Origin of the sequence: Achromobacter xylosoxidans A8 (genome assembly GCF_000165835.1) — a bacterium.
Taxonomy (GTDB): Bacteria; Pseudomonadota; Gammaproteobacteria; order Burkholderiales; family Burkholderiaceae_B; genus Achromobacter; species Achromobacter xylosoxidans_B.
In genome coordinates, this window is sequence record NC_014640.1 from 5,737,472 (window position 1) to 5,756,163 (window position 18,692).

At 65.2% G+C, this 18,692-nt stretch carries 20 protein-coding genes; 13 read left to right on the forward strand and 7 right to left on the reverse strand.

Going from position 1 to position 18,692, the window contains the following annotated elements; all coding sequences use genetic code 11:
* Position 1: 1 nt before the first annotated feature.
* The 7 genes from cyoB (at position 2) to AXYL_RS26570 (ending at position 6,917) form a co-directional block, all read left to right on the forward strand.
* Positions 2 to 2,005, forward strand: coding sequence for a cytochrome o ubiquinol oxidase subunit I (gene cyoB / locus AXYL_RS26540; protein WP_013395965.1), 2,004 nt, complete (start codon positions 2 to 4; stop codon positions 2,003 to 2,005).
* The gene (gene cyoC / locus AXYL_RS26545; RefSeq protein WP_013395966.1) at positions 1,998 to 2,639 is read left to right on the forward strand and encodes a cytochrome o ubiquinol oxidase subunit III; all 642 of its coding nucleotides are present in this window, start codon (positions 1,998 to 2,000) and stop codon (positions 2,637 to 2,639) included. Before cyoB ends, cyoC begins: the two co-directional genes overlap by 8 nt.
* Positions 2,636 to 3,040 (forward strand): cytochrome o ubiquinol oxidase subunit IV, encoded by a 405-nt coding sequence (gene cyoD, locus AXYL_RS26550; RefSeq protein ID WP_013395967.1) that lies wholly within the window; start codon positions 2,636 to 2,638, stop codon positions 3,038 to 3,040. The genes cyoC and cyoD overlap by 4 nt, the downstream gene beginning before the upstream one ends.
* Positions 3,040 to 3,819 (forward strand): SURF1 family protein, encoded by a 780-nt coding sequence (locus tag AXYL_RS26555; RefSeq protein WP_013395968.1) that lies wholly within the window; start codon positions 3,040 to 3,042, stop codon positions 3,817 to 3,819. The genes cyoD and AXYL_RS26555 overlap by 1 nt, the downstream gene beginning before the upstream one ends.
* 112 nt (positions 3,820 to 3,931) lie before the next feature.
* A complete protein-coding gene (locus AXYL_RS26560) occupies positions 3,932 to 5,038 on the forward strand; it encodes a porin (RefSeq protein WP_013395969.1) in 1,107 nt (368 codons plus the stop codon).
* Between the two features lie 135 nt (positions 5,039 to 5,173).
* Positions 5,174 to 5,557, forward strand: a complete 384-nt coding sequence (locus tag AXYL_RS26565) for a hypothetical protein (protein ID WP_013395970.1) — start codon at positions 5,174 to 5,176, stop codon at positions 5,555 to 5,557.
* 34 nt (positions 5,558 to 5,591) lie between these two features.
* Positions 5,592 to 6,917, forward strand: coding sequence for a ParB/Srx family N-terminal domain-containing protein (locus tag AXYL_RS26570; protein ID WP_013395971.1), 1,326 nt, complete (start codon positions 5,592 to 5,594; stop codon positions 6,915 to 6,917).
* A gap of 23 nt (positions 6,918 to 6,940) precedes the next feature.
* Here AXYL_RS26570 and AXYL_RS26575 read toward each other — a convergent pair whose 3' ends face one another.
* The gene (locus tag AXYL_RS26575; protein ID WP_013395972.1) at positions 6,941 to 7,546 is read right to left on the reverse strand and encodes a glutathione S-transferase family protein; all 606 of its coding nucleotides are present in this window, start codon (positions 7,544 to 7,546) and stop codon (positions 6,941 to 6,943) included.
* Between the two features lie 118 nt (positions 7,547 to 7,664).
* On the opposite strand from AXYL_RS26575, the gene AXYL_RS26580 reads away from it, so the two are divergent.
* From AXYL_RS26580 to AXYL_RS26595, 4 genes are all read left to right on the forward strand, one after another.
* Positions 7,665 to 8,648 (forward strand): helix-turn-helix transcriptional regulator, encoded by a 984-nt coding sequence (locus tag AXYL_RS26580; protein ID WP_013395973.1) that lies wholly within the window; start codon positions 7,665 to 7,667, stop codon positions 8,646 to 8,648.
* Between the two features lie 99 nt (positions 8,649 to 8,747).
* Positions 8,748 to 9,194, forward strand: a complete 447-nt coding sequence (gene gvpU / locus AXYL_RS35230; RefSeq protein WP_013395974.1) for a gas vesicle accessory protein GvpU — start codon at positions 8,748 to 8,750, stop codon at positions 9,192 to 9,194.
* Positions 9,195 to 9,348: 154 nt separating this feature from the next.
* Entirely contained in the window at positions 9,349 to 9,999 is a 651-nt protein-coding gene (locus AXYL_RS26590; RefSeq protein WP_013395975.1) for a response regulator, read from the forward strand.
* Positions 10,000 to 10,040: 41 nt separating this feature from the next.
* Positions 10,041 to 10,736 carry a pentapeptide repeat-containing protein gene (locus AXYL_RS26595; protein ID WP_013395976.1) on the forward strand — a complete coding sequence of 232 codons (696 nt, stop codon included), beginning with the start codon at positions 10,041 to 10,043 and terminating at the stop codon, positions 10,734 to 10,736.
* Here AXYL_RS26595 and AXYL_RS26600 read toward each other — a convergent pair.
* The 3 genes from AXYL_RS26600 to AXYL_RS26610 all read right to left on the reverse strand — a co-directional run bounded on the left by AXYL_RS26600 (position 10,716) and on the right by AXYL_RS26610 (position 12,861).
* Positions 10,716 to 11,711 (reverse strand): MarR family winged helix-turn-helix transcriptional regulator, encoded by a 996-nt coding sequence (locus tag AXYL_RS26600; protein WP_013395977.1) that lies wholly within the window; start codon positions 11,709 to 11,711, stop codon positions 10,716 to 10,718. The genes AXYL_RS26595 and AXYL_RS26600 overlap by 21 nt on opposite strands.
* 86 nt (positions 11,712 to 11,797) lie before the next feature.
* Positions 11,798 to 12,442, reverse strand: a complete 645-nt coding sequence (locus tag AXYL_RS26605) for a DNA-3-methyladenine glycosylase I (RefSeq protein WP_013395978.1) — start codon at positions 12,440 to 12,442, stop codon at positions 11,798 to 11,800.
* Between the two features lie 8 nt (positions 12,443 to 12,450).
* Complete coding sequence (locus AXYL_RS26610) at positions 12,451 to 12,861, reverse strand: lysozyme inhibitor LprI family protein (protein ID WP_013395979.1); 411 nt, start codon at positions 12,859 to 12,861, stop codon at positions 12,451 to 12,453.
* A 100-nt stretch (positions 12,862 to 12,961) separates the two neighbouring features.
* Between AXYL_RS26610 and AXYL_RS26615 the strand changes: the two genes are divergently transcribed.
* Positions 12,962 to 13,780: a metallophosphoesterase gene (locus AXYL_RS26615; protein ID WP_041654302.1), complete on the forward strand. Its 819-nt coding sequence runs from the start codon at positions 12,962 to 12,964 to the stop codon at positions 13,778 to 13,780.
* Here AXYL_RS26615 and AXYL_RS26620 read toward each other — a convergent pair.
* From AXYL_RS26620 to AXYL_RS26630, 3 genes are all read right to left on the reverse strand, one after another.
* A complete protein-coding gene (locus AXYL_RS26620; protein ID WP_013395981.1) occupies positions 13,770 to 15,959 on the reverse strand; it encodes a TonB-dependent siderophore receptor in 2,190 nt (729 codons plus the stop codon). The genes AXYL_RS26615 and AXYL_RS26620 overlap by 11 nt on opposite strands.
* Positions 15,960 to 16,068: 109 nt before the next feature.
* Positions 16,069 to 16,500, reverse strand: coding sequence for a YciI family protein (locus AXYL_RS26625; protein WP_013395982.1), 432 nt, complete (start codon positions 16,498 to 16,500; stop codon positions 16,069 to 16,071).
* Positions 16,501 to 16,695: 195 nt separating this feature from the next.
* Positions 16,696 to 17,745, reverse strand: coding sequence for an NADP(H)-dependent aldo-keto reductase (locus AXYL_RS26630; RefSeq protein WP_013395983.1), 1,050 nt, complete (start codon positions 17,743 to 17,745; stop codon positions 16,696 to 16,698).
* 160 nt (positions 17,746 to 17,905) lie between these two features.
* On the opposite strand from AXYL_RS26630, the gene AXYL_RS26635 reads away from it, so the two are divergent.
* Positions 17,906 to 18,682, forward strand: a complete 777-nt coding sequence (locus tag AXYL_RS26635) for a DUF4239 domain-containing protein (RefSeq protein WP_013395984.1) — start codon at positions 17,906 to 17,908, stop codon at positions 18,680 to 18,682.
* Positions 18,683 to 18,692: the final 10 nt, after the last annotated feature.

The window sequence follows — 18,692 nt, forward strand, 5'->3', positions numbered from 1 at the left end:
GATGCCTGACCAACCAGACCTCACCAAGCTGATCTTCGGTAAGTTGACCTGGGAAGCCATTCCCTACCATGAACCGATCCTGCTCTTCACCTTCATCGCGGTCGCCATAGGCGGCATCGCGGTAGTGGGCGCCATCACCTACTACGGCAAGTGGGGCTATCTGTGGCGCGAGTGGTTCACCAGCATCGACCACAAGAAGATCGGCATCATGTACGTCATCCTGGGCATCGTGATGCTGCTGCGCGGCTTTGCCGACGCCATCATGATGCGCTTGCAGCAGGCGGTGGCTTTCGGCGATTCGGCGGGCTACCTGCCGCCGCACCACTACGACCAGATCTTCACCGCGCATGGCGTGATCATGATCTTCTTCGTGGCCATGCCGCTGGTCACGGGGCTGATGAACTACATCGTGCCCTTGCAGATCGGCGCGCGCGACGTGGCCTTTCCCTTCCTGAACAACTTCAGTTTCTGGATGACCACGGGCGGCGTGATCCTGGTCATGATGTCGCTGTTCGTGGGCGAATTCGCACGCACCGGCTGGCTGGCGTATCCGCCTTTATCAGGGATCATGCAGAGTCCCGACGTCGGCGTCGATTACTACATATGGGCCTTGCAGATAGCGGGGGTGGGCACGCTGCTGTCCGGGGTCAACCTGCTGGTCACCATCGTCAAGATGCGCGCGCCGGGCATGACGATGATGCGCATGCCCATCTTCACCTGGACCGCGCTGTGCACCAACGTGCTGATCGTGGCCGCCTTCCCGGTGCTGACCGCGGTGCTGGCGCTGCTGTCCATGGACCGCTACGTGGGCACCAACTTCTTCACCGCGGATTTCGGCGGCAACGCCATGATGTACGTGAACCTGATCTGGATCTGGGGCCACCCCGAGGTCTACATCCTGATCCTGCCGGCGTTCGGCATCTTCTCCGAAGTGGTCTCCACCTTCTGCCGCAAGCGCCTCTTCGGCTACGCGTCCATGGTGTATGCCACGGTCGTGATCACGGTGCTGTCGTACCTGGTTTGGCTGCACCACTTCTTCACCATGGGGTCGGGCGCCAGCGTGAACTCGTTCTTCGGGATCACCACCATGATCATCTCGATCCCGACGGGCGCGAAGATCTTCAACTGGCTGTTCACCATGTACCACGGCCGCATCCGCTTCGAGGTCCCCATGCTGTGGACCCTGGGCTTCATGGTGACCTTCGTGATCGGCGGCATGACGGGCGTGCTGCTGGCCGTGCCGCCCGCCGATTTCGTCCTGCACAACAGCCTGTTCCTGATCGCGCACTTCCATAACGTGATCATCGGCGGCGTGCTGTTCGGGCTGATGGCAGGCATCACGTACTGGTTTCCCAAGGCCTTCGGCTACAAGCTCGATCCATTCTGGGGCAAGTGCTCGTTCTGGTTCTGGCTGGTGGGCTTCTACGTCGCCTTCATGCCGCTTTACGTGCTGGGGCTGATGGGCGTGACGCGGCGCGTGAACCACTTCGAGGACATGTCGCTGCAGATCTGGTTCCAGGTGGCGGCCTTCGGCGCGCTGCTGATCGCCTGCGGCATTGCCAGCTTCCTGATCCAGCTGGTGGTCAGCTACCGCCGCCGCGAATCGCTGCGCGACACCACCGGCGACCCCTGGGATGGGCGCACGCTGGAATGGTCGACCTCGTCGCCGCCGCCCAACTACAACTTCGCCTTCACGCCGCGCGTGCATGACCAGGACGCCTGGTGGCAGATGAAGCAGCACGGCTACCTGCGGCCGCAACAGGGCTTCATTCCCATCCATATGCCCAAGAACACCTGGGCCGGCATCGTGCTGGCGGGGATCAGCGTCGTCATGGGTTTCGCGCTGATCTGGCACATGTGGCCGCTGGCCGTGCTGTCGTTCGCGGCGCTGATCCTGGTGTCCATCGTTCATACCTTCAACTACAAGCGCGACTACTACGTGCCGGCCGATGAGGTCGTGCGCGCCGAAGACGCCCGCACAAGGTTGCTAGCGAAAAATGTCTGATACCCTGGCCCCCAACCTGCCCGGCGGCGCCGCGCCGCCCGCGGAGCCCGTGTTCTACGTCGCGGGCGAACACCATCCCAAGAACGGCACCCTGCTGGGGTTCTGGGTCTACCTGATGAGCGACTGCCTCATCTTCGCCTGCCTGTTCGCCACCTACGGCGTGCTGGGCCGCAACTACGCGGCAGGCCCGTCCGGCGCCGACCTGTTCGACCTGCCGCTGGTGGCAGTGAATACCGCGCTGCTGCTGCTGTCGTCGATCACCTACGGTTTCGCCATGCTGGAGATGCGGCGCAACCGGGTCGGCGCCACCCAGCTGTGGCTGGCCGTGACCGGCATCCTGGGGCTGGGCTTCCTGTCGCTGGAACTGTATGAATTCGCGCACCTGATCCACCAGGGCGCCGGCCCTCAGCGCAGCGCCTTCCTGTCGTCCTTCTTCACGCTGGTCGGCACCCACGGGCTGCACGTCACCTTCGGCATCGTGTGGCTGGTGACGATGATGATCCAGGTGCAGATGCACGGGCTGATTCCCGAAAACCGCCGCCGCCTGATGTGCCTGTCCATGTTCTGGCACTTCCTGGACCTGATCTGGGTGGGCGTCTTCACCTTCGTGTACCTGATGGGAGTGCTGCCATGACCGCGCATCTGGAGCATCCGGCCGATCATGGCCATGGCGGCCATGACCATCACGACGATGATGACGGCGCCGCCCACGGCACTTTCAAGAGCTACATGACCGGCTTCGTGCTGGCCGCCGTCCTGACCGCCATCCCGTTCTGGCTGGTCATGGGCCGCGTCTTCACCGAATCCCGCACCACCGCGCTGGTGATCCTGGCGTTCGCCGTGGTGCAGATCGTGGTCCACATCATCTACTTCCTGCACATGGACACCAAGTCCGAAAGCGGCTGGAACATGTTGGCGTTAATATTCACGCTGGTGCTGGTCGTAATCACGCTCAGCGGATCCATCTGGATCATGTACCACCTCGACTCCAATATGATGCCCATGTCTACCCACGACATGCGGAAAATGCCCTGATGGCCGCAGTAAACGACTCTACTTCCCGCGACACCTCCTCCCGCAATCCGCGCAGCAAGATCACCCTGGTCATCCTGGGGGTGCTTGCTGTCGCCATTTTCGCGGGCCTGTGCGCCCTGGGCACCTGGCAGGTGCACCGGCTGGCCTGGAAACGCACCCTGATCGCGCAGGTCGAACAGCGCGCCCATGCGGCGCCCACGCCGGCTCCTGCCCAGGCCGAATGGCCCGCGCTGAGCTCCGACAACGCCGAATACCGCCGCGTCACGGCCACGGGCACCTACCTGTACGACCGCCAGACCCTGGTGCAGGCCGCAACCGAGCTGGGCAGCGGCTACTGGGTCATGACCCCGCTGCAGTTGCCCGAAGGCGGCACGGTGCTGGTCAACCGCGGCTTCGTGCTGCCCGAATGGCGCAAGAGCAAGTCCGCCATCCAGTCCGCGCCCGAACAGGCCAGCGTCACCGGCCTGCTGCGCATGGGCGAGCCCGGCCATGGCTTCCTGCGCAACAACGATCCGGCCACCAACCTCTGGTACTCGCGCGACCTGCCCGCCATCGCCGCGGCGCGCGGTCTGACCGACGTGGCGCCCTACTTCATCGACGCCGACGCGACGGGCAAGGACGGCAGCGGGCGCACTGCGCCGGTCGGCGGCCTGACCGTGCTGAACTTCCCCAACAACCACCTGGGTTACGCCATCACCTGGTACGCCCTGGCGGCCATGGTGCTGGTCGGCGCATTCATCTTCGTGCGCGAGGAAAAGCGGGCGCGCCGCAAGGGCTGAGCCTGCCGGCCGCGGCCGGTGTCCTACAATGAGGGCTGGGAACAGCGCTGGGCTACATGCTCGCGTGCTGTTCCCTTTTGTTTTTTCCACCCCTCTACAGGAGTCCCCAAGGATGAAAAAGACGCTGCTCGCAGCCGCAATGTTCACTACTTTTGCAGGCGTCGCTCAGGCAGAATCGTCGGTAACTCTCTATGGTGTCATCGACACCGGCATCGGCTACAACAAGATCAAAGGCGATGGATACGACGGTAGCAAGATAGGCATGATCAACGGCATCCAGGCCGGGTCGCGCTGGGGCCTGCGCGGCGCCGAGGACCTGGGCGACGGCCTGCGCGCCGTGTTCAAGCTGGAAAGCGGATTTGACTCGGCCAACGGCCAGCGCGGGCAATCCGGCCGCCTGTTCGGCCGCCAAGCCACCATCGGCCTGGCCAACGACGCCTGGGGCACGCTGGAGTTCGGCCGCCAGGCCACGGTGGGCTCGAACTACCTCGCCGACATCGACCCCTTCTACACCAGCTACACGCAGTCCAACATGGGCCTGGGGTTCAGCGCCGCCAACACCATGCGCTGGGACAACATGGTCATGTACAAGTCGCCATCCATGAGCGGCTTCGAGTTCGGCGTCGGCTACTCGTTCAATGCGGACGACACGGTGGCGGACCAGACGGGCTTTCGCACCGCCGACAACACCCGCGGCATCACCGCCGGCCTGCGCTATGTGCAGGGCCCGGTGAACGTCACGCTGACCTATGACCAGTTGAACGGCTCCAATCGCGGCGCCATCGATCATGACGCCACGCCGCGCCAGTACGCGCTGGGCCTGTCCTATGACCTGGAAGTGGTGAAGCTCGCCGCCGCCTACGGCCGTACCACCGACGGCTGGTTCGTCGGCCAGGATCTGCCGGCCGGCACGCCCTTCAGCGACGAATTCGGCACCAACCGTTTCGTTGACGGCTTCAAGGCCAACTCCTACATGCTGGGCGCCACCATGCCCATGGGCGGCGCCGGCAGCCTGTTCGCATCGTGGCAGCACGTATCGCCGAACAACGACAAGCTGACCGGCGGCGACGCCAACATGAACGTCTGGAGCGTGGGCTATACCTACGACCTGTCCAAGCGCACCAATCTGTACGCCTACGGTTCGTACGGCAAGGACTACGCCTTCATCGACGGCCTGAAGAGCACGGCCGCCGGCATCGGCGTGCGCCACACGTTCTAAAGCAAAGCGGCGGAGCGGCTGCGGGGCCGCCTCCGCCTATGGCGAATCCGTCCGATTCGCAGCCTCCTGGTACCGGGCTTTTTTAATATCGCCCGCGAGCCTGACGTCATTCGCATGTACGCCTAGGAGGCTCTCATGCACAAATCGCTCCCCCATGCTCCCGCCGGCCCTGCCGCTGGCACGCTCGCGGTGTACGCCGCGCTTGCGCCCGACCATCGCCAATTGATCCGGGACACCATGACCCAGGATCTCGACGCGCTGGAACAGGCCGCCGAAAAACCCGACGCCGTCGCCACGGCCCAGATGCTGCACCGCATACAGGGCGCGCTGCTGGCCCTGCAGATGCGGGCGCCCGCCTCGCACTTCGAAGCGCTGGAAGAGGAGCTTTCGACAGGCCTGTCCGCCGCCGCCGCCGCCCGCATCCACGATCAGGCCACCGTCGTGCGGGGCCTCATGGACAGACTGCATGCGTGGCAACCCGCTGCCGTGCAATCTTCAGGAAACACGCGTCCCTCATGATCGGCTATCTTTGAAACCAGATCCTGAACGGACCATGACCCCGACCTTCCGCCCCGCGCGCGCTTCCCTTCCCAACCGGCAACGCCTGTTGCGCATCCTGGCCGCGGCCTTGCTGCCGCTGGCCCTGGCGGCCTGCAACGGCGGCGGCGACGACCATGACGACGAACCCGTCGCCGTCACGCCTCCCCCCACCGGGGAAACGCCGCCGCCCGTCGAAACCCAGCCGCCTCGCAACACTGCCTACCTCGAAGCCAAGCCGGGCGACGTGATCCAGGTCCGCATCGAGGAACTGCACCCCACCCAAGCCGCCATCGGCTACGACCAGATCTACTACAAGCTGGGCCGCTGGCAAGGCGACTTCGAGCGCCCGACCTGGACCGACAAGCCGGTGCAGCAGCTGGACTACCTCAACCGCACGGTAGGCAAGAAGTTCGACGACTACTGCGAAGACATGGGCGGCGCCGAGCGCGCGCAGGAATTCCAGAGCATCGCCGAGGCGCGCGCCGCCCGCCTGGACCAGCCCGCCACCTACGCCTGCAAGAACGCCCCCGGCACCAATGCGGCCAACCTCAAGACCGTGGTGGTCGGCTGGGACGGCAATCTGTATCTGACCGACGGCCACCATACCTTCTCGTCGCTGCGCGAGATCGCCGATGGCGGCCCCAAGCTGCCGGTCTGGGTCAAGGTGGACGCCAACTACAGCAGCCTGCCCAACGCCGCCGCCTTCTGGCAGCGCATGGTCGACGAACGCCGCGCCTGGCTGCGCGACGGCCAGAACCAGCCCATCACCGTGGATCAGCTGCCCGCCCGCCTGGGCCTGGCCAGCGCCCAGGAGGCCGGCGGCATGCAGGAGGACCGCTACCGCTCGCTGGTGTACTTCACCCGCGACGTCGCCTACAGCAACGGCAACCTGCCGGAGTTCGCCGAGTTCCTGTGGGGCGACTGGCTGCGCCGCCAGGCCGCCGGCGGCCAACTGCCCGGCCTGGACCAGTACAAGATGATGGCGCCCGCCGCCCCCGCACAGATCCTCGCCGTCAGCACGCTGAACAAGAGCCTGGCGCCTGCCGGCGCGAGCGACAGCTATGCTGCCGCAGTGCGCGACGCCTCCCTGAAGATGGCGGCGCTCAAGGACGGCGACATCGTCTTCGACGACCGCGACGCCGCCGGCCTGGGGCGCATCGTCCTGGTGGCCGACGCTGCCAGCGGCTCGCCCACCAAGAAGGCGCGCGACACCCTGGAGGAACTGCCGCGCAACGATGCCAAGGCCGACGGCAGCCCGCGGGGCGCGGGCAAGCTGTGGTTCGCCGTGAACTACCGCAACTGCGGCAAGCCCGCGGCCGGCACCTGCTGGGGCTGGTAGGCCGCGGCGCCAGTCAGCCGGCGCTAGGCATCGATCTGCATGGCGGGCCGGGCCTGGACCCGGCCCAGCCATGCCTGCACATGCGGGTGCAAAGCCACCCTGGCGCCCAGATAGGCGCTATAGCCGACCACCGAACCCACCACCAGGTCGGCCAGCGAGTAGGCCGCGCCCAACATCCAGGGCTGCTGCGACAGATGGCCGTCCAACACGGCCAGCAATGCATCCACGTCGTCCAGCACGCGTTCCGCTTCGGCGCCGCCGGGCGCGCCCTCGGCCTGCGTGGCGAGAAACAGGCGCATCACCGCCGCACCGTAGCTGACATAGGACCAGGCGCACCACGACATCGCCAGCAGGCGTTCGGGCGTGCCGGCGGCAGGCCACAGGCCGCGCTCCACGCCGTAGCGCTCGCCCAGCCACAGTTGTATCGCCAGGGTCTCGAACAAGGGCGCGCCGTCCACCGTCAGGGTGGGAACCTTGCCGTTGGGGTTCAGGGCCAGGAATTCGGGGCGGCGCTGCTCGCCCGTCCTGATGTCCACCTTGACGCGTTCGTGCGGCACGGCCAGTTCGGCAAGCGCGCAGGCCACCGGGGTCGCGCTGGACATGGGGTGCCAATAGAAGACGATAGACATGGGCAAATCTCCAATTCAATCAAGGGATGAGCGTCGCGGCCCCTGCCGCTGACTACGGGAGCCACTGTAAAACCCATTGAGGACAGATTCCGCCCTCAATACGCGTTATCGTGCCTCCATGCTTACTTCCAGCAACCGCCTTCTGCGCCTGTTGTCGCTGCTGCAAACCCGCCGCCACTGGGCCGGGACCGACTTGGCCGCGACCCTTGTCATCCATCCCCGCACACTGCGGCGCGACATCGACAAGCTGCGCGAGCTCGGTTATCCCATCCATGCCAGCAGCGGCGTGGCAGGCGGCTATGCCTTCCGCGCAGGGCAAGCCCTCCCTCCCCTGCTTTTGGACGACGATGAAGCCCTGGCCGTGGCGCTCACCCTGCGCACCGCGGCCACCGGCACGGTGGGCGGCATAGAGGAAACCGCGCTGCGGGCCCTGGTGAAGCTGGAGCAGGCCATGCCGCAGCGCCTGCGCCGCCGGGTCGACGCCCTGCGCTCGGCCATCGTGCCCATACCGCGCGATGGCACCACCGTCGACGCCACCCTGCTCGCCACGCTGGCGGCCGCCTGCCGCGACCAGTTGCGGCTCGGCTTCGACTACGCGGACGGCAGGGGCCAAGCCAGCACCCGGCTGGTCGAACCGCAAGGGCTGGCGCATACGGGGTATCGCTGGTATCTGGTGGCCTGGGACCCTGCGCGCGACGACTGGCGCACCTTCCGCATCGACCGCATCGCGGGCGCCCCGCAGGTCGGCGCGCATTTCGCGCCGCGGCCTCCGCCCGAAGGCGGCGACCTGCGCGCCTACGTGTCGCGCTCGGTCAAGATGACGCCGCATCCGGAACCTGCGCGCGTGGTCCTGCACGCGCCGCGCGCCGTCATGGCCGCGCGGATCCCGCCCGGCGCCGGCCAGATCGAACCCCTGGACGAAACGCGCTGCCTGCTGCTATGCGCGGTGCCTTCCCTGGACGCGCTGGTGTATTGGCTGATGGCGCTGGACGTGGAGTTCGAGGTTCTGGCCCCTGCAGCGCTGCGGGACCGCCTGCGGCTGGCGGCCGGAAGGCTGGCTCGCGCCCTGGAAAAAATGCCAGCGCCCGAAGCCGGGGGATAGGGGTCGGATTTGGCTGTTTTTCGGGCGATCCCATTCTGTGTATTTCACCCGCGATTCGAGTATCTTGGCTGTTTTCCAAATATTCCAGAAGATCACGCCATGAGCACCGCTCCCAACGCCAGCCTGGGCGCCAGCGCCACGCCCGACGCCGACGCCTTTCTGCAATTCCTGGTCAACCTGGTGAACAACGGCAGCCAGATCGAGAGCATCGGCGTCACCCTGCAAATGGGCGGCATGCTGGTGTCGGGCTCCATCGTGTCCGGCGCCGACTACTTCGACAGCTTCGCGGCCAGCTTCACGGGGTCGCTGAACACCGTGGACGAAGCCACCCGCAAGGCCGTGCATGTCTCCCTGGCGGAGTTGGGCGACGTCTTCCGCGTGCCGCAGCCGGCGGATCCGCTGCCGAACTACATCCATCTCGCCGATGCCCTGTTCTTCACGGCCGATGGCACCCCCATCGCCGGACAGCCCACGCTCTGGCGCGGGCGCACCAGCGCGGTCGACGGCTTCATCCTGGGCCGCATGCAGGCCGAAGCGGCAATCTGAAGCCGCCTGGCGTCAGTTCCCGCCCCGCGCTCCCGCGCGGGGCGCGCAGCTTCGCAAAAACCACTACGCTATCGGTTTGCCTCCGACCCCAACCCCGAGCCCGACCGCCCTATCTCCGCTTGAAACCAGGGCTCGCCTGACGGCACTCCCCCGCATGGAAAGACTCCGAATCGTCCTGGTCGACGACCATCCCCTGGTCTTGATGGGGATGCGCGACCTGCTGGAAAAAGACCTCAATTTCGAGGTCACGGCCACCCTGCCCGGGCCAACCGCGTTGATCCAGCACCTGCAACGCGACGCGCCACACGTGGTCATCACCGACTATTCCATGCCCGGCGACGATACCTACGGCGATGGCATCCGCCTGGTCAAGTACCTGACGCGCCATTACCCGCAGGTCCAGATCGTGGTGCTGACCATGGTGTCGAATTCCATGATCATCTCGGCGCTCTACGATGCCGGCGTGGCTGCCGTCGTACTCAAGCGCGACAATCTCAGCGAAATCATGACCGCGCTGGAAACGCTGCATGCCGGCCGCAAATACTATCCGCCGGGCTTCCAGCGCGACGGCGCGCCCGATGAGCGCAGCAAGTTCATCGGCGAACGCATCAACAGCCTGTCGCCCAAGGAATTCGAGGTGCTGCGTCATTTCATCCGCGGCGAATCCATGATGCAGGTGGCCGAGGCGCTCAAGCGCAGCGTCAAGACGGTCAGCGGCCAGAAAATCTCGGCCATGCGCAAGCTCAACGTCCGCACCGACCAGGAACTGATCGCCTTCTGCGTGGAAAGCGAGATTTTCCAGTAGGCTTTCCGTCTTTTGCAGAAATTCAGGCAGGAACGCGCGGCATGACACAAGCAGCAATCGGGACAGTGACGGGCCAGGAAGTGGACCGCAAGATGATGCAGGCCTTGATCGAACAGTCCGCCGGGCGCGCGCTGTCGTTCCAGGACTGCGACTTCCAGGACGCCGATTTCTCGCGCCTGGATTTGCGCGGCGCGCAACTGACGGCCTGCGCCATCGCGGGAGCCTCCTTTCAGGGCGCCAACCTGGCGGACTCGGCCTGGCTGCGCTGCCGCGGCGGCCAGGTCAACTTCGCCTCGTGCGACGCCAGCGACGCCGTCTTCGAAAATTGCGATCTCAACAATGCCAACTGGCGTCGTGCACGGCTGGCTGCGGCCCGTTTCCAGGGCTGCAAGCTCACCGGCAGCGATTTCGACGGCATCGCCTGCCTGGGCTGGTCCCTGCGGGAATGCCTGCTGGTCGGCGCGCTGCTGCGCGGCCTGTCGTTTCGCAAGAGCGACGTGCAGCAGCTGGACTTCTCTGATGCCGACCTGACCGGCAGCGATTTCCGCGACACCGTATTCCATGGCGGCAGCCTGCGCAACGCCGTCCTGAAGAACGTACGCTTCGAAGGCGCGGACCTGCGCGAAGCCGACCTCGGCGGCCTGGACCTGAACTCGGCCGCGCGCCTGGCCGGCGCCACCATATCCAAGACTCAGGCGGCGGCGCTATTGGCCGAACTACGCATCAGCGTGATCTGAGGCGCGCTGGCTGCGGCGGACGAAGCGCTGCTCGACCACCACGCTGCCCCACTGCCTGCCTTCGGATTCCTCGGCCAGGGTGAAGCCCCCAGCCTCGTAGAGGTGCCTGGCGGCGTCCAGCCCCTTGAAGGTCCACAAGTAGGTTTCATCGTAGTTCGCGTCGGCAAAGGCCAGGGCCCGTGCCAGCAGCGCGCGGCCCACGCCCATGCCGCGCAGCGACTCGTCAACGATGAACCAGCGCAGGTGCGCCTGGCGCTTGGCCAGATCGCCATCGATGACGATGGAAGCCAGCGTCCTGCCGTTGTCCACGTACAGCCAGATGTTCTTGCCGGCGGCGGACAGGCTTTCGGCAAATTCGGCCAGCTGGGTCGCCACCTTGCGTTCGAAGTACACGCCGAATCCCGAGGCCTGTGCGTAATAGCGCGCATGCAGGCTGGCCACGTCGCCGATGCAGCCAGGCAGATAGCCGGCGCGGATCTGGTCTTCGATGCCGCTGGCGGCGGCAGGCGCGGTGTTGGGGTTCTCGTGCGACAGGGCGTCGGCATAGAGCGAGAGGAACCGTATCAGCGACTGCTGGTCCGCCGGCGCCAGCTGCCGCAAGGCGCGCGACACCTGGTCCGTGGCGAACTGGTCGATCTGGGCGCGCAGCTGGTTCCCCGCCTCGCTCAAGTGCAGCCGCGACGAGCGAGCGTCTTCGCTGTCGGCCTCGCGCGTCAGCAGTCCGGCAGACTCCAGCTTGGCGACCTGACGGCTGGTATTGGACTTGTCCAGCCTGAGGATGGCCGCCAGGTCGCGCGCCTGGATGCCGGGCTGCAGCCCGATCTCGATGATGGCGTGGACCGCGGACGGCGCCAGTTCGCTGCCTGCCAGCGAACTGCGCATGAAGCCCAGTTCGCGCACCAGTTTGCGGGAGAACTCCCGCAGGTCCCGGATGGTCTGGTCGCGGGATTGGACGGGGGGGTCGATGAGATCCATGGCGCGCCTTTAAAGTTGCGGTTCGCAACCAATATACTTGCGAAACGCAACCAACTCAACAATTTTATCGGCGTCCCTGCCGCGGCCTACTTGGGCCGCTTGAAGCCCGCGCGCGCCGCCTCGACCGCCTGGCGGCAGACGCAGCCGCTCATATGGTCGTTGACCATGCCCACAGCCTGCATGAAGGCATACATGGTCGTCGGCCCGACAAAGGTCCAGCCACGCTTTTTCAGTTCGCGCGACAGAGCCGCCGACGCTGGCGAGGTCGGATTGCCATTCCAGTAATCCAGGTCCACCGTCGCGGGCCGGTCCTGGACCGGCGGCTCATGGCGCCAGAGCCAGGCCGACAGCGAACCCGACTCATCGGCCAGGGCCTGCGCGCGCTTGGCGTTGTTGATGGCGGACAGGATCTTGCTGCGGTTGCGCACGATGCCGGCGTCACCCATCAGGCGTTCTACGTCACGCTCGGTGTAGCGCGCCACCCGCTCGAAATCGAAGTCGTCGAAGGCCGCGCGGAACGCTTCGCGCTTGCGCAAGATCGTGATCCAGGCCATGCCGGCCTGAAAACCCTCCAGGCAGATTTTCTCGTACAGGCGGCGGTCGTCCGCCACCGGCATGCCCCATTCGTGGTCGTGATAGTCGGGCATGGACGGCTGCCAGAAGCAGCGCGCCGCGCCCTGCCCGTCCGTGATCAGGCCTGGATTGGTCGGGCTCATCTCGTTGGTCTTCATGCGGTGGCTTACTGCTTGCCCGGCACCGGGCAGCTCAGATCGCCTTCCTCGCACTTCAAGTAGGCCCGCAATTCCTTGGTGCGCGCCTGCGTCAGCTTGTCCAGGCACAGACTCAGCGTCATGGGATAGGCGCTGCCGCCGGACGTGCTGCTGGACGCAAAGGCGCACTCCGCGTCGCGGAAGAACAGCCAGGCCTTCTGGGCGGCATGCAGCTGGGTCGTCGCGTCCCGGTCGTTCTTCAGGCGCGCGCCCACCTCCTTGTAGGCGGCGTTCAAGGCGGCGTCGGACTTGCGGTACGCCTGGTCGGCGCACAGGCTCATGTCCGTCTGCGTGGCCGCGTTGCCGCAGTCCAGCGGCTGCGCCTGCGCGTTGGCGGCCAGCGCAAGCGCGGCAGCGGCGGTCATGATGGCGATACGCATGGAATTCCTCCTGTGTGACTGGGTGAACCCGGAAAGTGTCGCATGGAACAATGACCCCATGCAGCGGCGGCTCCGTCGCCGGTGGCCTAAGATGGCGGCTATGAAGATCCAACTGCTCTCAGACTTGCACCTTGAAACCGACCCGGACTTCCTGGCGCGGCCCGCGCCCGGCGCCGATCTGCTGGTGCTGGCCGGAGACATAGGCTCCTACCGCCGCGGCTCGCTCATGACGGGGACCGACTTCGGCCTGGGCAGCTATGCGCCGCACAAGGGCTGGCCCACGCCCGTGGTGTACGTGCCTGGCAACCACGAGTACGACAACGTGGATTTCGACGAAACCCACGAGCGGCTGCGCGGGCTCTGCGAGGAACTCGGCATCCACTGGCTGGAACGCGAAACACTGGTGGTCGATGGGGTGCGCTTCATCGGCACCACGCTGTGGACGGATTTCGACGCGCTGGCAGCCCCCGGCGACACGGTGGGCGCGGCCCTGAAAAAGCGCGAAAAAGCTTTCCGCGCGGCCGACTTCTACCTGGAAAAGGCCGAGATGCGCCGCAACGGCGCGCCCTTCATGGCCGAGCAAATGCGCGAGCAGGGGCTGCTTTGCCAGCAATGGCTGCAGGACGCCCTGCGCGTGCCCCACGACGGCCCGACCGTGGCCATCACCCACTTCGCCCCCACGCTGGCAAGCGCCGATCCGCGCTACGGCGTCACCCCGGGCACCGCAGGGTTCTGCAATGCCCTGGACGCCCTGCTGCCCCTGGCCGACGTCTGGATGCACGGCCATCTCCACTGCCCGCAGGACTACGTGAAGGATGGCTGCCGCATCGTGGCCAATCCGCTGGGCTACGCCAAGAAGGGAGAGCAGCAGGACTTCGCGCCGGATCGGCTGTGGGAGGTAGCGGCGCCTAGAACTTGAGACTTGCGCTCAAGGCATAGGTGCGAGGATCGCCCGCCTTCACGTAGTCCGGGGATTGGTACAGCCAGTAGCGCTTGTCCGCCAGGTTGTTGATGCCCGCGCGGAACGTGGTTTCGTAGCCGTAGATGCGCGTGTCGTAGGTGGCGCCGATGTTGACGATGGCGTAGTCGGGTACCTGGACCGCGTTGGAAGCGCCCAGCATGGTGCTGCCGGTGTATTTCACGTCGGCCCTGAGCTTCAGGCCAGGCAGCTGCGGCACCGAGTATGCGACCTGGGCGGCGGCGACGAACTTGGGTGCGCCCGCGACGCGGTTGCCAGTGAAGCTGGAGCCCTTCTTGTATTCGGTGTCCAGGAACATCAGGCTGCCGCCCACGTTCCAGCTCGTGGCGATGCGCGTGGACGCTCCCAACTCCAGGCCTTGATAGATCGACTTGCCGTCCTGCACCAGCTCATTGGCGGCATTGGTGTATTCCGCCTTCTTCTCGATGCGGAACAGCGCAGCCGTGGCCGCCCAGCCATCCTGGTTGGTCTTGATGCCCAGTTCGTACTGCTTGCTCTTGAGCGGGTCCAATAGCGCGCCGTAGTTGGCATAGGTATTGCCCACCGACGCCCCCGGCTCCAGCGATTCGATGTAGCTGGCATAGGCCATGGTCTGCGGCGTGATGTTGTACATCAGCGCCACCGTCGGCGTCAGCACGCCGTTCTTGTCGTAGCGCGAATTGCGCGCCCCCGCCGCATCGAAGCCGACCTGCTCGTAGTTGGTATAGCGCAGACCGCCCAGCACGGACCAGCCGCCGGTCAGGTCTATGGTGTCGCTGGCGAACAGCGCCTTCTGCGTGATCTCGGCAGCGCGATACAGGTCCAGGCTGCCCTGGCTGTAGTAGGTGTTGGTGTTCTGGGAGCGCAGATTGCCCGTGCCTTGCAGCTGATACACGCCGTTGACGCTGTAGTCGTTCTTCTGCTTCTGCCATGACGCGCCGGCCACTACCTGATGCTTCAAGGGGCCGGTGTTGAACTTGCCTTCGACCATGCCCTGCCATTGGTTGTAGGCATAGGCTTCGCCGTAGTCCGAGCGGTAATCCTGGTAATCGCCCGCCTGGTTCTGCAGGAACAGCACCGATTCATTGCGGCGGGTCCGGGTGGAGCTGTAGCTGTAGTCGGTGCGCACTGACCAGTCGGAAGACAACTGGTACTTCAACCCGGTCGAATAAAAGCGGAATTTGTTGTCGGCATACGGGCCCTCGCCCACCAATCTGCCGTTGTCGTTGCGCACCGGCGACGGCAACTCCGAACCCGCCATCTGGCCCGCGTAGATGGTCGGCTCCTGGCCGATCGCCTTGCGGTCCTGGTAGATCGACTGGAAGTCCCAACTCAGCTTGTCGGTCAGGCGCGCATCCAGCGCCAGCGACACCGAATCCCGGTACAGCGAACCGCCGTTGTAGGTATTGCCCTCTTCATGCGTGGCGTTCAGGCGATAGCCGAACCTGCCCTCGCCGCCCACGCGTCCGCCCAGATCGACGTGCTCGCGCAAGAGTCCCTTGGACACATAGCCCAGTTCAATGCTGCGCACCGGCTCATCGGTCGGTTTCTTGGTGACGTAGTTGATCAGTCCACCTGGCGAACCGAAGCCGTACATGAAACCAGACGCGCCCTTGAGCAGGTCGATCTGCTCGAAGTGCTCGTAGGGCAAGGTTGTGACGTAGCTAAGGAAGGGCTTGCCGTCGATGCGGTAGGAATTCTGCCAATCCAGCGGCAGGCCGCGCACGCTCAGATAGCTCGCCCAGGCGCCGTAGGAGGCGCTGTTGTCGGTGACCGATGCGTCCAGGGCGAACACGTCGCCCAGCTTGCGGACCTGCCGCTCTTCGATATCCGCGGCGGTGACCACGGCCGTGGAAAACGGCGTCTCCAGCTGGCTGCGGTTGCCCAGCGCCCCACTGTTTACTGGCGCAGACAGATGCTCTAGCGTGTCGTCCACCGAGGTCGCGTTGACGGTCACTGCGGGCAACTGGGCCACGCCTTGCGTATCCCCCGCGCCCTTGGGCGGCGGCACGCCGGCAGCCTGGGCATGGACGCCCGCGGAATGGACGATGCCCAGGGTCAGGGCTAGGGCATAGGGCGCAACTGCATGCCGCGCGTGCTTGCGCGCGCGGCACTTCCTGGCGGAAGCGGGACGGACCACGTTGAATACTCCAGAGCGGGAGGGGAAGAAACAATTATTTTAATGAATAGGACTGATTCGCAATTTTATTATCAACTGAAAACTTCCCCATTCCGCTCAGGCATTGCGGTCACTGCTTGGACGCTTTCTCCAACTGGTCGCGCAGCCGTTCCTCCTGGGCGCGCAGCTCAGGCGTGAATTCGTCGCCGAAGTCCTCGGCCTCGTACAGCGGGCGGATTTCGATATCGGACGGGCCCGGCATTGGATTGGGACAGCGCTTGACCCACTCGATCGCCTCTTCCAGGGAAGCGCACTCCCAGAGCCAGTAGCCGGCGATCAGCTCCTTGGTTTCGGCGAAGGGACCGTCTATCACTTGCCGGCTGCTGCCGGAAAAATGTACCCGCGCCCCCGCGGAACTCGGTTTCAGGCCGTCGCCCGCCAGCATCACGCCCGCCTTCACCAGTTCCTCGTTGAACCGCCCCATGTCCTCCAACAACTGCTGAGTAGGCATCACCGCTGCTTCGCTATCGGCGGTGGCCCTGACTTGAACCATGAATCGCATCTCGGTCTCCTTGTGTGGATGGTGGAACTTGCATGCTCCATCGACACGACGAACCGCGCCAGGCGAAATCGACAATCGCCGCGAAAAAAAATGTATCCAAGGTCGGAGCGGCGCAACGTCCCCAATGAAAAAACCCATGACGCCCGGAGAGCATCATGGGTCCTGGCCCCCCTTGCGGACGGGACGCTCAGCCCGTCACGGCGCCGGATTCGGCTGGCGGGCGTGGATCTTGTCGATCGCCTCCAGCACTTCCGCCGACAGGGTCACGTCGATGCTGTCGATGTTCTCCTTCAGCTGCTCGACGGTGGTGGCACCGATCAGGTTACTGGTGACGAAGGGGCGCTGGTTGACCCAGGCCAGGGCCAGATGCGTAGGCGAAATGCCGTGCGCCCGCGCCAGCTCGACATAGGCGCGGGTGGCGGCCTCGGCCTGCTCGTTGCTGTAGCGGGTGAAGCGCGTGTACAGCGTCAGGCGGGCCCCGGCCGGGCGCGCGCCGTCCAGATACTTGCCGCAAAGCATGCCCATCGCCAGCGGCGAATAGGCCAGCAGGCCCACGCCTTCGTGGTGCGAGTACTCCGACAGGCCGATCTCGTAGACGCGGTTCAGCAGGCTGTAGGCGTTCTGGATGGTGGCGATGCGCGGCAGGCCCTTGTTCTCGGCATGGCGCAGGAACTGCCCCACGCCCCAGGGCGTTTCATTGGACACGCCGATGTGGCGCACCTTGCCGGCACGCACGAAGTCCTGCAGCACCTCCAGCGTCTCCTCGATCGGCACGGTGTATTCATCCTGGACCCAGGGATAGGACAGCTTGCCGAAGGTGGCCGTCGTGCGGTCGGGCCAGTGCAACTGGTACAGGTCCAGGTAATCCGTCTGCAGGCGCTTCAGGCTGGCGTCCAGGGCCTCGGTCAAGTTCTTGCGGTCCAGGTGGGTCTTGCCGTCGCGGATGTGGCCGGGGCGCTTGGCGTCGCGCACCGGGCCCGCAACCTTGCTGGCCAGCACGATGTCCTGGCGGCGCTTGCTGCGCGCCAGCCAGGTGCCGATATAGGTCTCGGTCAAGCCTTGCGTTTCGGGTTTGGGAGGCACCGGATACATCTCGGCAACGTCAACCAGATTGATGCCACGCTCCAGGGCGTAGTCCAGCTGCTGGTGCGCCTCGGCTTCGGTGTTCTGCTCGCCCCAGGTCATGGTGCCCAGTCCGATCAGGCTGACATCCAGGTCGGTACGGCCGAGTTTGCGGTATTTCAATTTCTGCTCCGTGCGGTGTCGCTTACAAGGGAAGCGACACCTTACTCCAAGACGGTTTTCAAGAACCTGGCAACTCGCTCCGGCTGCGGGTTATTCGCCCCTTGCCCGCCGCATTCCTCTCGGCATACGCTTTATCCCCAAATAACCACCAGGAATCGACGTGCTGCGCGAAATTGATGAAACCTATGTGTTCTTCATCTGCGTCATCGTTTGCCTGGCCATCATCGAGCTGGGCTTCCAGCTGGGACGCAAGCGCCGCCGGGCCTCCGACGACGCCGCCAAGACCCATATCGGCGCGCTCCAGACCGCCCTGCTGGGCCTGCTGGCGCTGCTGCTGGGCTTTACCTTCGCGATGTCGGTAACGCGCTTCGAGACGCGCAAGAACCTGGTGCTGGAAGAGGCCAACGCCATCGGCAACGCCTACTGGCGTTCGCAGCTGCTGCCTCCCGCCGCCCGCGAGCCCATCGCAAAGCTGTTGCTGGACTACACGACGACGGCGCTGGAGTTCAGCGACGCCGACAACGACAAGGAACGTCTGACAGCGGCCAGCGCGGCGTCGCGGCGCATCGAGCGCCAGATCCGGAGCACCGCGGCCAGCGTCCTGGAAAATCCGCCCTCGATTTCCGCGGTCATGTTCATCCAGGCCATCAACGAAATGGCGCAAGTCAACGAAAAACGCCGCGTCGCGCTGGAAAACCACGTTCCCGAGCCCGTCTTCTATCTGCTCTTCATCGTCACGGCGGGCGCCATGGGCTTCATCGCCTACGGCACCGGACTGCACAAGCGCAGGCGGCTGATCTCGACCGGCCTGTTCGCCATGCTTATTTCCCTGGTGCTGACCTTCATCCTGGACATCGACCAGCCCGCCACGGGCGTCATCATGGTCAGCCAGGAAAGCATGGTGCGGATGAAGACGACGCTGGAGCAGGAACGGTAGGCGCGCGGCG